Raw genomic sequence first — 13060 nt, 5'->3', positions numbered from 1 at the left:
GCTTCATTGATAGGGTTGGGGGTGTGCTTCGGTGTTCGTAGCGCTACCCCCAATAGTCGCGTTGGGGGGATATAGAAAGGTGAGTTCATGTCAGATCGTATTGCCCATGCTGGTCTCAAATCCAAGGTGATGACCGCGCAGGAGGCGGCGCAGTTCATCAACCACGGAGACATGGTGGGCTTTGCTGGGTTTACCGGTGCCGGTTATCCGAAGGTTGTTCCACCGGCTCTCGCTGAGCGTATGGAGGCCGCTCACGAACGTGGTGAGGAATTCAAGATTAAGGTCTTGACTGGTGCTTCTACTGCGCCCGAGCTCGACGGTGCGCTGGCTAAGGCCAATGGTGTTGAGTGGCGAATGCCATACCAGTCCGACCCGGCAATGCGTAACCGCATTAACGCAGGCGACGCCTTCTACAGCGATATTCACTTGTCGCACTCAGGTCCAATGACTGAGCAGGGCTTCTTTGGTCCGGTTAATGTCGCTGTGGTTGAAGCTGTTCGCATCAAGGCTGATGGCTCCCTGATTCTGTCTTCCTCGGTCGGCAATAGCGTTTCCTACCTGAATGCTGCTGAAAAAATCATCATTGAGGTCAACTCCTGGCAGTCCGAGGATCTCGAGGGTATGCACGACATCTACAGCGTCGGCCTGCCTCCGAACCGTAAGGAGATTCCGATTTTGACGCCGGGTGACCGTATTGGTACCCCGTATGTTCCGATTGATGTGGACAAGGTTGTTGCAGTCGTTGAGACCAACGCCGAGGACCGCAACTCTGCTTTCAAGCCGCTGGATGATGACTCCAAGGCGATTGCGGGCTACCTGCTCGACTTCCTCGATGGTGAGGTTAAGGCTGGTCGCTTGCCGGAGAACCTGCTGCCGATGCAGTCTGGGGTTGGCAACATCCCGAACGCCGTGCTTGCAGGTCTGCTGGACTCCAAGTATGAGAACCTGATGTCCTTCACCGAGGTCATTCAGGACGGCATGATTGACCTGATGGATGCTGGCAAGCTGACCATGGCTTCCGGTACCGCATTCTCGCTGTCGCCGGAGTATGCAGCTCGTATGAACGAGAATGCTGCTGACTATCGTGAAAAGATTGTCCTGCGTCCGCAGGATATCTCTAACAATCCGGGGCTGACTCGCCGTATGGGCCTGATTACCACTAACGGCATGATTGAGGCTGACATCTACGGCAACGTCAACTCCACCCATGTGGCTGGCTCTCGCATGATGAACGGCATTGGTGGTTCCGGTGACTTCACCCGTAATGCCTACATCTCGTCGTTCGTGTCCCCGTCGCTGGCTAAGAATGGTGACATTTCCGCAATCGTGCCGATGGTCTCTCATGTTGACCACACTGAGCATGATGTGATGGTCATCATCACCGAGCAGGGTCTGGCTGACCTGCGTGGTCTGGCTCCGCGTCAGCGCTCCCGCCTTATTATCGAGAAGTGTGCTCACCCGATGTACAAGGAGGCGCTGCTCGAGTATGTCGAGCGTGCTGAGAAGGCCACCCCGTTCATGCACACCCCGCATGACCTGGGCACTTCCTACGACTTCCACCGCCGCTTCCTCGAGAACGGCTCGATGAAGCCAGTTGATTAAGTTTCTAGGCGTGTTTTAAGCGCGCGGCTGGTGTGCTTCCCGCTTTACGACGGTGTTTGCGTCGTAGGGCGGGATTTTCTTTTAGTTGCGGCTCGAATGGGTGTTCGAATTTGGTGGTGATTTTCAGGGTTTGTGTGAGGGGTTGAATCCGGGGTGGGAGATATGGTGTGGGCGAATTGATAAAGAACTGTTCGTGAGGGGACCTCGTTAGGGAGGGGGCAGTGCAATGTCAGAGTTGGAATCTTGCGGGGAATTTCGCTTCAGTCATGAAGTGAGGGCGCATCCGCTCGCTGAAGTGATGCGGGAAATTAACCGCTTACAGGTGGTTATCGCCCAGCAATTGGCGCCACCGGATGACGGCGATGTTGAAGCTCATTTGGCTTACTGGTCGGTGGTGCTGGGGATCTCGCGTACCGAAGTTAATAAATATATGGAAATTGGCTACATGCTCGGGCGCATGCCGCAATTGGCGGAATTGTGTCAGGAGCGCGGGCATTTGTCAGTGAAGCACTTGGCAATGCTTGGCAAACATACTCGGCCTGTGGCTGATGACAAAGTTGACGCAGTGGCGTCGGGGCTCGTGGACGTCGTTAAGCCGAGGCGGGACGGTGAAGCACTCCGTGGGGTGCGGGCGATGGCGACGCGCGTGCAGCGTGTGCTGGGTGAGTGTGCTCCGGACGCGCGGCCGCGTGATGTCGATGTGGCTGGTGTGCATGCTGATAGGGCTCTCGCTCAGAATGTCGAGGCGACCGTGGATGCGGCGATTGATGCGGCAGCGTACCAGGTTGAGAAGGGTGGGGAAACTGCTGCGGATCCCGCGGATTCTCCTGAGGTGAGGGATGTGCAAGCTGCGGCGATTGACTATTTTGGTGACCGTATGACTGCTCGAGAATTCGTCGCAGTCGATGAGCGTGGAGATGCTGGGGCTACGACGTTGACAGTCGTGCTGGAGCGGCATCATGCGGTGGAAGCGCTTGCAGTCATTGACGCAGTGGCAGCGAAGATGAAAGTAAGCCGCGCGGTTGCCTTCATGCATGCGCTGCGCGGGAGCTGCGACGTGGAGGTGAATCTGGAGCTCTTTCGGGTGCTCACTCCCGGGGCGGATGGTGAGCCTGAAAATACTCCAGTATGGCTGGCTGGTGCCGGTTGGCTCTCGCCGTTGGTGGCCGAGTCCTGGTTGAAACGAGTGTCTGCATTGCGGGTGCTGGGGGACAGCGAGGTCGAAGGCTATCGACCCTCCGAGTCTCAACGCGCATTCGTGCGAGCCCGTGACGGCGTGTGTAGTTTTCCTGGGTGCGATGTCCCTGCGGAAAAGTGCGACATCGACCATATTGTTGAGTTTGACCACGACCTTTCCGACGGCGAGCGGCAAAAGGAAGGAGCTACTCACACAGAGAATCTGCACTGCCTTTGTCGACGGCATCACAACCTCAAAACTGCGGGTATGTGGCGGGTAGTCAGGGGTGACGATGGGGTGGAAGCCTGGACGTTCCTCTCTTGTGATGAGGGGCCATTTGCAAGGTCGGATAAGGCGCACACGGGACATGGTCGGTATACCTTTGCCTCGCAGACAGAAAAGAAGACTGCCGCGCTGGCTGAGCACAATGAGAAGCGTCGCAAATTGCATGACAGTCGCCGCGGTCTTGTGGATAAGGTTCGGAGCGATATACGGCGCGAACAACAAAAGGCGGAAAAGGGCGAGGGGGACGGGGATGGTGGCAGGGACGAGCCTTAGATTCTGCTACACTCAACTATGTCCATATAGTGAGAAGGGTATCTCAAAAATGACTGAGGCAGGAAAGCTGAAGATTGCCGTCATCCCGGGTGATGGCATTGGCACGGAAGTTACGGCAGAGGCGCTGAAGGTGCTTAAGGCGGCTATCGGCGAGTTTGACACTACCGAGTACGACCTCGGTTCGCGTCGCTACTTGCGCAATGGCGAACTGCTTACCGACGCTGACCTCGACTCCCTGCGTGAGCACGACGCTATCCTGCTCGGTGCCATTGGTGACCCGGCAAACGTTCCTCCGGGAGTGCTCGAGCGCGGTCTGCTGCTGAAGATGCGCTTCGCGCTGGATCACCACGTGAACCTGCGTCCGTCCAAGCTCTTCCCGGGGGTTGAGTCTCCGCTGAAGAACCCGGGCGAAATTGATTTCGTGGTCGTCCGCGAAGGGACCGAGGGTGCCTACACCGGTAACGGTGGCGCGATTCGCGTCGGCACGCCACACGAGGTTGCCAATGAGACCTCCGTCAATACCCGCTTCGGTGCTGAGCGCGTTGTTCGCTACGCCTTCGAGCTGGCTATGACCCGCCGCAAGAAGCTGACGCTTGTCCACAAGACCAATGTGCTGGTGCACGGCGGCGGTATGTGGCAGCGCACGGTCGATGAGGTGGCTAAGGAATACCCAGAGGTAGATGTCGATTACTCGCACATCGACGCTGCGACGATTTACCTCGTCACTAATCCTTCGCGTTTCGACGTCATTGTCACCGACAACCTCTTCGGCGACATCATTACCGATGAAGCTGGTGCAGTGTCAGGCGGTATTGGTCTGGCTGCGTCCGGCAACATTGACGCTTCCAATACCAACCCGTCCATGTTCGAGCCCGTTCACGGCTCCGCACCAGACATTGCTGGCAAGGGCATTGCTGATCCGACCGCAGCCATTCTGTCGGGTGCGATGATGTTGCGCCACCTAGGTCGCGAGGAAGATGCTCAGCGTATCGAAGCAGCTGTGGAAGCTGACATGGCCAACCGTGGTGATGGGCCGATTAAGACCACTGAGGTCGGCGACCGTATTGCGGCTGCTTTGAAGTAGTGCATGCGGTAGTGCACGAAGTAGTGCAGTAAAAATAGGAGAGGGGCTAGACAATCACGGTCTTGCCATCGACGGTAGTGATGCGTGTCCTACCGTCGGCAGTGTGCTCGATGAAGTCTGACGCATGTCCGATCTGGGCTAGCACATCGATGATGGTGTCAAGTGTGTGTGGGGATGAGCTTCTTGCGCCGTCATCGGGACCATTCCCTCCCAACCCCGCCACTAGCGCATCCCTCGTGATCTCCGCATGTCCCAGGTGCTGAGCCGCCTCGTGGAAGACGTGCACAATCACGCCTTCGATGCTGCCGCACCACCAGCGATCCTTATCGGTGGGGATGACGGCGGGAGCGCTAGAGCGGTCCACACTTTGTAACTCCACCAGCGCCGACTCAATGGCTGCGCGGTCGCGGCGGTAAATCTCCAGCCCTTCCGCAACACTGCTATGAGCGGAAAATTCACCGTCGCGGTCGCGAACATAATCACGCCCGAGGCAGACTCGCTCGAGCCAGTAGCGCGCGGATCCGGTCACATGGCGCAGCAGCACGGCCAGGGAGTTAATGGCTGGGATGGGGAGGGATGCATTGAAAGTGTCGTCGTCAAGCGTGGCGACGAGTGCCGCGAGCTTGTCCATCCTGCTAAGGATGTGGGCGTCGAGTGGCCATTCGGGATTTGTTGAAGCGCTGTGTGTGGAATCGGTCATAAGGTCAAGTATTCCCGCAAATCACTCCTATTGGGAGCAAAAATAGGGGATAATTGACCCCATGACCGTCGAGCTTGCGGAGATTACAGACTTCCTCAGCCACACTCGCCCCTTTTCGGATCTCACCGATGAAGAGCGTGCGACCATTCCACCGCTTTTGACCATGCAGTATGCGCGTCGTGGTACGGAGGTTATTCGAGCGGGTGCGGATAATAACAGCTGTTTCATTATCCGCTCTGGCATGGTGGACCTCTTTGACCCAGCGGGCACTCTGCTGGACAGGCGCGATGTGGGCGATCACTTCGGCTACTCGACGCTGCTCAGCAGTGACCCCTCGCTGTACACGATGACGGCGGTGGAGGATTGCGTATTCCTGGTGATCTCCAAGGAAGTCTTTGACCAGCTCACCGAGCAGTTTGTTGAGGTCCGACGCTACTACGGCGGTGAGAATGCGAGGATTCGTGCAGTGGCCTCGAAGCTGCGGAGCACTGCGGCGTCGGAGTCGTTGCGCACACGCGTCGCGGACCTGATGGAAACATCGTTGGTGACCTGCAGTGCTGACGCGACAGTGCAAGAGGCTGCACAGATTATGACCGAGCGGAATGTCTCCAGTCTGCTGGTGATGGAGTCTGCAGGCGCTAATCAGAGCCCACTCGTTGGCATCATCACCGACCGTGACCTCCGGCGCAGGGTGCTGGCAGAAGCCAAGTCGGCGGTGACGCTCGTAAGCGAAGTGATGACCGAGAACCCGGAAACCATTAGCCCCGACCTGCTGGTTTTTGAAGCCATGCTGCTGATGGCCGAGCGCGGCTACCACCACCTGCCGGTGCATGACGGGATACGAGTGGTCGGCATGATTGTCATTGGTGATCTCCTACGCAGTCTGCACACCGATCCCGTGTATGCGACGGCGACGCTGGCTCGAAAGAGTGACATTTCGGAGATCGCGGAAATTGCTCAGAATGCGCGGCGGATCGTCGGTCGGTTTATTGACCGGGGTGACTCCGGGGAGGAAGTTGCCAAGCTGCTGACCGCCGTTGCCGATGCGGTCACCCGGCGCTTGGTTGCGCTGGCAGAGGAAAAGCTCGGGCCGCCACCGGTCAGCTACGCGTTTGCGGTACTGGGTTCGCATGGGCGCGGGGAAATGGGCCTTGCATCCGATCAGGACAATGCGCTGGTCCTCGCCGATGACTACGACGCCGACGTTCACGCCGACTATTTCGCTGCGCTTTGCGACGAAATTTGCACCAACCTCGACCGAGTCGGTTATCCGCTCTGTCCAGGGAACATGATGGCCAGCAATCCCGCGTGGAGGATGACTAAGTCGCAGTGGTTGCGCACTTTCCATGGGTGGATCACTGCGCCGGAGGCAGAGGCGCTGTTGCATGCGCAGACCTTCTTTGACATGCGTGGCGTAGCTGGTGATGTGCAACTAGTGGAGGACCTTCGCGCAGCGTACTTGCCGTTGGCGCAGAATTCGCCGCGTTTGCACGCGCACTTGGCTAAGCTCGCGGCCTGGCGGGAACCACCGCTCGGGTTCTTCCGTGGCCTAGTGTTGGAAAAGGGCGGGGAGCACGCGGAAACCCTGGACATCAAAAAGGGTGGAACTGCCGCGGTGGTGCAGATGGCGCGCCTATTTACCGTTGCCGCCGGGTTGCCACAGTTGTCAACACGTGACCGCTTGGCGGCTAGTGCAGGTGCCGGAAGCGTGAGTCGTCAAGGTGCCCAGGATCTGGCCGATGCGTTCGAGTTCCTGTGCACGGTGCAGCTTCACCACCAGCAGGCACAGTTCAACGCGGGGGAGCAGTCGAATAATCACATCTATCCGAAGCGCCTGTCCAGCCTGGAACGGGAGCACTTGCGCGATGCGTTCGGCGTTATCCGCAAGTTGCAGCAAAGTCTCGGGGCGAAGTATCCGATCCGGGCGATGTCGTGAGAGCGCTGTGTGAGCTAGCTGTGTGAATGAATCATGTTGAGATTTTTCAAACCCCGCAAGAAACTCCTAGACGCACCCATCCGCGACAACGCCTGGCTCGCGGTCGATGTGGAAACCACCGGCCTGGATCCGGCCAAGGATCAGCTGCTCTCCATTGGCTGGGTCGCGGTGGAAGGCCGCGACATCGTGCTGGAAGAGTCGGGCCACCTCCTCATCCGCCCAGAGCGCGAGGAGGTGAGCGTCGGCGAGTCAGCGACGGTGCATGGGCTTACCGACGACATGGTCGCAACCGGTGTGGACGCAGAGGTAGCCGTCGGCAAGCTGTTGGAAGCACTGCGTGGACGGAAGCTGCTGGCGCATTACGCGCGGATGGAAGTTGGGTTCTTAGATCCGTTGTGTCGAAAGTACTTTGATGCGCGCTTTGATGTGCCGGTGGCGGACACCATGACGCGTGAGTATGACGCCATTTTGCGGGCAAACCGCGAGCCGGTGCGCGATGAGCTGCGGTTGTGGTCACTCTGCGACAAGTACGGGATTCCGCGTTTCAAGGCGCACCATGCGTTCAACGATGCACTGGCTTGTGCGTTGGTGTGGCTCGCGCAGGAATCGCGTGGGGTTTAAAGCTCAAGTATTAGGGAGTGGGGGTCGTTGCATAACTATCGCAATGTGACGTGTACCCTATTTTTATGCGTATTGCTCGAATCGCCCACCCAGAGGGCATGTGCTTCGCGCTCGTCGAGGGCGAAGGCAATGAAGTCACTTTGCACGAGATTGAGGGACACCCCTTCGGTCAGCTGAATAAGACCGGTCGATCCTGGCCGCTCGCCGACGTACGTCTGCTCGCCCCGATGCTGCCATCGAAGGTCATCGCTATTGGTCGTAACTACGCTGACCACGTTGCCGAGGTGTTCAAGAAGTCGGCAGAATCGCTGCCGCCAACGATGTTCATCAAGCCGCCGACGGCCGTCATTGGCCCGGAAGCGCCGATTCGCATTCCGGATTTCGCCACCAACGTCGAGTTTGAGGGCGAGCTGGCGCTGATTATTGGCAAGCCGTGCAAGAACGTGAAGAAGGAAGACGCTCACGATGTAATCTTCGGATACACCATCGTCAACGATGTTTCCTCCCGTGACCTGCAGTTCGCCGACGGTCAGTGGGCGCGCGCAAAGGGTATCGACACCTTCTGCCCGCTCGGCCCGTGGATCCAGACGGAGCTGGATTACAACGAGCTGCCGATTAAGGCGCATCTGACTCACGAGGGTGTGACGGAGACCAAGCAGGACTCCAACTCCAACCAGATGATTATGTCCATCCCAGAGATCATCGAGTTCATCACTGCCTCGATTACTCTGCTGCCGGGTGATGTCATCTGCACCGGTTCGCCGGCCGGTACTGCCGCGATGTTCCCGGGCGACCGCATCGAGATTGAGATTCCGGGCATCGGCAAGCTGGCCAACCCGGTGGAGCGGGCTTAAGCTGCTAGGGCTTACCCGCCCTTAACTCCAAAAGCGCGGAGCACAGTGCCCATCTTGGCGCTGGTCTCCGTGACTTCTTCTTCTGGGTCGGAGTGCGACACAATGCCGCCTCCGGCCCATAGTCGTGCCACGGACCCTTCGGTGTCGATTTCGGCGCAGCGAATGGAGACCACGAACTCACCGTCACCATTCTCATCGCACCAGCCGACAGCGCCGGAGTAGAAGCCGCGGTCGGTCTCTACAGCCTGAATAACACCGAAGGCCGATTCCGTCGGCGTGCCACAAATAGCCGGTGTCGGATGCACCACCAGGGCCAGGTCCAGCGCGGACAATGATGGATCCTTCAGCCGACCACGGATATGCGTGGCCAAGTGCCACATCTCAGCGGTGCTCATCAGCTCGGGGCTATCCGGAACATCCAACGAACTGCACAGCGGCGCCAGGTTGTCGGCAATGTCGTCGACGACAAAGGCATGCTCATCCAGGTTCTTGCGCGAATCCGCTAAACGACGCGCCGTCGCCCGGTCCACCTCTTCATTCCGTGACCTCGGCAGCGATCCTGCCAAGGGAAAAGCCTCAACGATGTCGCCCGTGCGGCGGACCAGCATCTCTGGGGAGGAACCGATGAGCAACTTGCCTTCATAATCGGAACCGGCGGGGGAGAGGTCCACGACAAAGCCATCGCGGTTGGGTGATCCGTCGATAAGCCGTGATGCGAGTAGGAGCGGGTCGATCGGCGGATCGATTTCGAGTTCCACAGCGCGCGCGAGCACGACCTTTTCCAGCGCCGAATATTCGATGGTGCGGATGGCTGCTGCGATGCGCTCGGCGTGCTCATCGAGTGGGGGATCGTACGCGACGATGTGAGCGTGAGGCTTTGGTGCGTTCCAGCGGTAGTGCGCGGGTGGCTCCAGCGGCTGTGTGGAGCGGATGACCTCGCGGGGAACGGTCAGCGCAGCGGGCTTGTCCAGGTCGAAGGGGAGCGCACCGACCACCATCTTGTGAATGCCGGAATGCAGCCCCTCGGCCGCGAGCCAGGGGTCGGAAAGCTGCTCCTCAATACCCTGAGTGCGGATGGAACCGTGTGCCCGGGAGAGCAAAAAGTCCGGTGCAGTGGTTGGTCGCGAGGTGTCCCAGCGGGTGGAGCGTTTCGGCGTCGCTGCAGGGTTATCCTGTTTCTTCTGTTCGTCGTCGCCGCCCAGAGAGGGGTGGTTTTCCATGGACATAGCCCTAACCCGCCTCCTCAATCTAAACCCGGTTCTGCTCCAGTTTAAAGGGCAGGCTAACCCCTACCCAAAAAGGGCATACCGGCAGCGGTAATCGTGAGCTGGTCAATGACGGCATTCGACGGCAGATTTGCGGCGTAGAGGAAAGTCTCCGCAGCCTGTTTGGCATCGAACATCGGCTCGCTGCCGGTGAACGTTCCCAGCAGGTCAGTCTGCACATTGCCGATGTCAATACGCGTTGCCGTAATGCCGTACTCGCGTCCGTCGAGGGCGAGTACATGGGTCATCCCCGCCAGCGCGCTTTTCGACGTCGCGTACGCCGCCGTATGTGCCCTTGGCACCTGTGCGGCGATGGAACAATTGACCAGGATTCGGCCGCCCTCGCGCCCTGACTTCCCCTCGCGCCCCGTCTTCATCCGCGAAAACGCCTCGCGTGCACACAGGAAAGAGCCAACCACATTCGTGTCGATAACCGCGCGGAAGTCCTCGATATTGGTCTCACCGAACTCCGCGGGCGTGCCGGGCAGTCCCGCATTGAGCACCGCAACATCAATAGTGCCCGTAGCCGCCTGCGCCTCATCAAACATCGCACGGACCTGCTCAGGATCGGTGATGTCACACCTCGAGTAGGTGATGTTGTCCGCTTCCGTAGCGACGGCCTCCAGCGCGTCGACACGCCTGCCACAGATATGCACATGCCAGCCATCGGCGGCGAAGGTCAGAGCAATTTCACGGCCAATGCCCGCGCCACCACCAGTTACTATTACCGTCTTGGTCATGAGCACTATTATTAACTGTTCTACGGTCTACGCACACATGTCCCCGCAGGGTGCCGTCCGCGCCGCGCGTGACGACGGCTATGCGGCCGTGGAATTCTGGTGGCCATTTGACCTCGCTGTGCCCGCCCCCGATGAGGTTTCCGCTTTCTGCGACCTCTTTGACGACGGCTTGCGTCTTTATGCCATGAACTTGTGGGGTGGCGATATGGCAGCGGGGCAGCGGGGAGTGCTCGATGGTGATGGGCTGCCTGCGGGGCACCTCGAGGCAGTCAGCCAGATCGCGCGGGCGACGGGACTGAAATGTTCAAATGTGCTACTGGGGCGCTCGGGGGAGCTAACGGATTTGCAGGTGCAGAGGCTAACTGAGATCACTGAACAGCTGGAGCTCAGTGGGGTTCGCGCATTGATTGAGCCACTGTCCGGGATGGACGATTACCCCATTACCAATCCTTGGCAAGCCGAGGAACTAGCTCAACAGACTGGTGCTGGCGTGCTCGCGGACTTTTACCATTTTGCGGCTAATGGCGTCGATGTGGATGCTTGGCTCGCTGATGTGGAGACTGGAAGAGTGAGTCTGCCGGCGCACGTCCAGATTGCCGATTTCCCAGGCCGTGGCGCGCCGGGCACGGGCGAGGTGCCGCTGAAGAGGTGGGTTGAGAGGCTGTACGCCGCCGGGTACAGCGGTGAAGTGGCGGGGGAGTGGACTCCGTAGCCCTGTGTATGCCTGAACCCCTATGCATGCCTGCAGGTGGGAGGGCGGGTATCGTGGGAAAGCATGTCAGATGTTCGCGTACGCTTTTGCCCGTCGCCAACCGGTACCCCGCACGTTGGCCTCATCCGCACCGCCCTGTTCAACTGGGCTTATGCCCGTCACACCGGCGGCAAGCTGGTCTTCCGCATCGAAGATACCGATGCTGCTCGCGACTCCGAAGAGTCCTACCAGGCAATCATTGAGGCCCTTAATTGGCTCGGTATTGACTGGGATGAAGGCATTGATGTCGGCGGCCCGCACGGCCCGTACCGCCAGTCGCAGCGTAAGGACATCTACGCCGATGTTCTGCAGCGCCTTATCGACGCCGGTGAGGCCTACGAGGCTTTCTCCACCGCTGAGGAAGTCGAAGAGCGCCACAAGGCCGCTGGTCGTGACCCGAAGCTGGGCTACGACAACTACGACCGCAACCTCACCGAGGAGCAGAAGGAAGCCTTCCGTGCGGAGGGCCGCAAGCCGGTGATCCGCCTGCGCATGCCAGATGAGGACATTGTCTTCGAGGACCTCGTTCGCGGTCGCATTGAGTTCAAGGCCGGCCTGGTCCCGGACTTCGTCATCGCGCGCTCCAACGGTGAGCCGCTCTACACCTTGGTCAACCCAGTCGACGATGCCCTGATGGAAATCACTCACGTACTGCGTGGTGAGGACCTGCTGCCATCGACTCCGCGACAGATTGCTCTCTATGAGTCCCTGAAGCGCATCGGTGTCGCTAAGTTCACCCCGGAATTCGGCCACCTGCCATTCGTGATGGGCGAGGGCAACAAGAAGCTGTCCAAGCGCGACCCGCAGTCCAACCTCTTCATCCACCGCGATAACGGTTTCATCCGCGAGGGTCTGCTGAACTACCTGGCACTGCTGGGTTGGTCGATGGACGGTGACCAGGACATCTTCACAATGGACGAGATGGTCAAGGCCTTCGACATCCACGATGTGCTCTCCAACCCGGCCCGCTTCGACCAGAAGAAGGCCGACGCCATCAACGCCGACCACATTCGCATGCTCGATCCGAAGGACTTCGAACAGCGTCTGCGCACGTACCTGGAAAGCCACTTCGACTTCCCGGCCGACTACCCGGCGGATAGTTTCGCTTTCCTGGCAACGCTGCTGCAGACCCGTGTGAAGACGCTTTCCGACGCCTGGGACCTCTCGAAGTTCCTGGTCGTCGAAGAGGACGAGTTCACCTTCGACGAGCGCTCGGCACGCCGTAACTTCAAGGAAGAGGCCGTCGCAGTGCTGGAGGCCACTATCGCAGCGGTGGAGCCGCTCAGCGAAGAGGAATTCGTCACTGAGAAGCTCGAAGCTGCACTTCAGAAGTCCCTCATCGAGGACCTGGAGCTGAAGCCACGCAAGGCTTTCGGTCCGGTGCGCGTGGCCGTAACTGGTGCGCAGGTGTCTCCTCCGCTGTTCGAGTCCATGGAACTGCTTGGGCGCAGCCGCAGCCTGGGCCGACTGCGCAAGGCGCTCGAGGTGACTCCGTGGCAGGGAAATTAGCCTGACCAGGTGATTTGCTCTAGTCGGAGCAAATTGGCTATATTATTCCTCGTTGCGTTCAGCAGCGATGGCCTATGGTGTAATTGGCAACACTACGGTTTCTGGTACCGTCATTCTAGGTTCGAGTCCTGGTAGGCCAGCAGTGAAGAAATTCATTGTTGGATGTATTCACTAACTGCAAAGTTCTAAGCCCCGTTCGTCTAGCGGCCTAGGACGCCGCCCTCTCACGGCGGTAACACGGGTTCAAATCCCGTACGGGGTAC

11 protein-coding genes and 2 tRNA genes are annotated in these 13060 nt (G+C 59.1%); 10 read left to right on the top strand and 3 right to left on the bottom strand.

From position 1 onward, the window contains the following. The first annotated feature begins 87 nt into the window (after positions 1-87). The 3 genes from Q0U90_RS09590 to Q0U90_RS09580 all read left to right on the top strand — a co-directional run bounded on the left by Q0U90_RS09590 (position 88) and on the right by Q0U90_RS09580 (position 4421). On the top strand, positions 88-1602 hold the full coding sequence (locus Q0U90_RS09590; RefSeq protein WP_297454234.1) for an acetyl-CoA hydrolase/transferase family protein: 1515 nt from the start codon (positions 88-90) through the stop codon (positions 1600-1602). Positions 1603-1828: 226 nt separating this feature from the next. Next, the gene (locus tag Q0U90_RS09585; protein ID WP_297454231.1) at positions 1829-3337 is read left to right on the top strand and encodes an HNH endonuclease signature motif containing protein; all 1509 of its coding nucleotides are present in this window, start codon (positions 1829-1831) and stop codon (positions 3335-3337) included. A 67-nt stretch (positions 3338-3404) separates the two neighbouring features. Continuing rightward, complete coding sequence (locus Q0U90_RS09580; RefSeq protein ID WP_297454278.1) at positions 3405-4421, top strand: 3-isopropylmalate dehydrogenase; 1017 nt, start codon at positions 3405-3407, stop codon at positions 4419-4421. 46 nt (positions 4422-4467) lie between these two features. Here the strand turns inward: Q0U90_RS09580 and Q0U90_RS09575 are convergent, their stop codons facing one another. Then, positions 4468-5121 carry a DUF664 domain-containing protein gene (locus Q0U90_RS09575; RefSeq protein ID WP_297454228.1) on the bottom strand — a complete coding sequence of 218 codons (654 nt, stop codon included), beginning with the start codon at positions 5119-5121 and terminating at the stop codon, positions 4468-4470. A gap of 61 nt (positions 5122-5182) precedes the next feature. Between Q0U90_RS09575 and Q0U90_RS09570 the strand changes: the two genes are divergently transcribed. The 3 genes from Q0U90_RS09570 (at position 5183) to Q0U90_RS09560 (ending at position 8532) form a co-directional block, all read left to right on the top strand. Further along, positions 5183-7057, top strand: coding sequence for a DUF294 nucleotidyltransferase-like domain-containing protein (locus tag Q0U90_RS09570; protein ID WP_297454225.1), 1875 nt, complete (start codon positions 5183-5185; stop codon positions 7055-7057). A gap of 33 nt (positions 7058-7090) precedes the next feature. Continuing rightward, positions 7091-7678 carry a 3'-5' exonuclease gene (locus tag Q0U90_RS09565; protein ID WP_297454222.1) on the top strand — a complete coding sequence of 196 codons (588 nt, stop codon included), beginning with the start codon at positions 7091-7093 and terminating at the stop codon, positions 7676-7678. Between the two features lie 65 nt (positions 7679-7743). Further along, positions 7744-8532 carry a fumarylacetoacetate hydrolase family protein gene (locus tag Q0U90_RS09560; RefSeq protein WP_297454219.1) on the top strand — a complete coding sequence of 263 codons (789 nt, stop codon included), beginning with the start codon at positions 7744-7746 and terminating at the stop codon, positions 8530-8532. A gap of 11 nt (positions 8533-8543) precedes the next feature. On the opposite strand, the gene Q0U90_RS09555 is transcribed toward Q0U90_RS09560, so the two are convergent. Both Q0U90_RS09555 and Q0U90_RS09550 read right to left on the bottom strand, forming a co-directional pair. After that, the gene (locus tag Q0U90_RS09555; RefSeq protein WP_297454216.1) at positions 8544-9758 is read right to left on the bottom strand and encodes an isochorismate synthase; all 1215 of its coding nucleotides are present in this window, start codon (positions 9756-9758) and stop codon (positions 8544-8546) included. A gap of 56 nt (positions 9759-9814) precedes the next feature. Beyond that, positions 9815-10537, bottom strand: a complete 723-nt coding sequence (locus tag Q0U90_RS09550; protein WP_297454214.1) for an SDR family oxidoreductase — start codon at positions 10535-10537, stop codon at positions 9815-9817. Here Q0U90_RS09550 and Q0U90_RS09545 point away from each other — a divergent pair. The 4 genes from Q0U90_RS09545 to Q0U90_RS09530 all read left to right on the top strand — a co-directional run bounded on the left by Q0U90_RS09545 (position 10536) and on the right by Q0U90_RS09530 (position 13059). Beyond that, complete coding sequence (locus tag Q0U90_RS09545) at positions 10536-11249, top strand: TIM barrel protein (RefSeq protein ID WP_297454211.1); 714 nt, start codon at positions 10536-10538, stop codon at positions 11247-11249. The two genes, Q0U90_RS09550 and Q0U90_RS09545, sit on opposite strands and share 2 nt — an antisense overlap. A gap of 63 nt (positions 11250-11312) precedes the next feature. Then, the gene (gene gltX, locus Q0U90_RS09540) at positions 11313-12797 is read left to right on the top strand and encodes a glutamate--tRNA ligase (RefSeq protein WP_297454208.1); all 1485 of its coding nucleotides are present in this window, start codon (positions 11313-11315) and stop codon (positions 12795-12797) included. A gap of 68 nt (positions 12798-12865) precedes the next feature. After that, positions 12866-12937: transfer RNA gene (locus Q0U90_RS09535), tRNA-Gln, on the top strand. A gap of 49 nt (positions 12938-12986) precedes the next feature. Beyond that, positions 12987-13059 (top strand) — tRNA-Glu (locus Q0U90_RS09530). The last annotated feature ends 1 nt before the right edge of the window (position 13060 follow it).

Origin of the sequence: uncultured Corynebacterium sp. (assembly GCF_946998835.1) — a bacterium.
Lineage (GTDB): Bacteria > Actinomycetota > Actinomycetes > Mycobacteriales > Mycobacteriaceae > Corynebacterium.
This window is presented reverse-complemented; position numbering and strand designations above follow the sequence as displayed.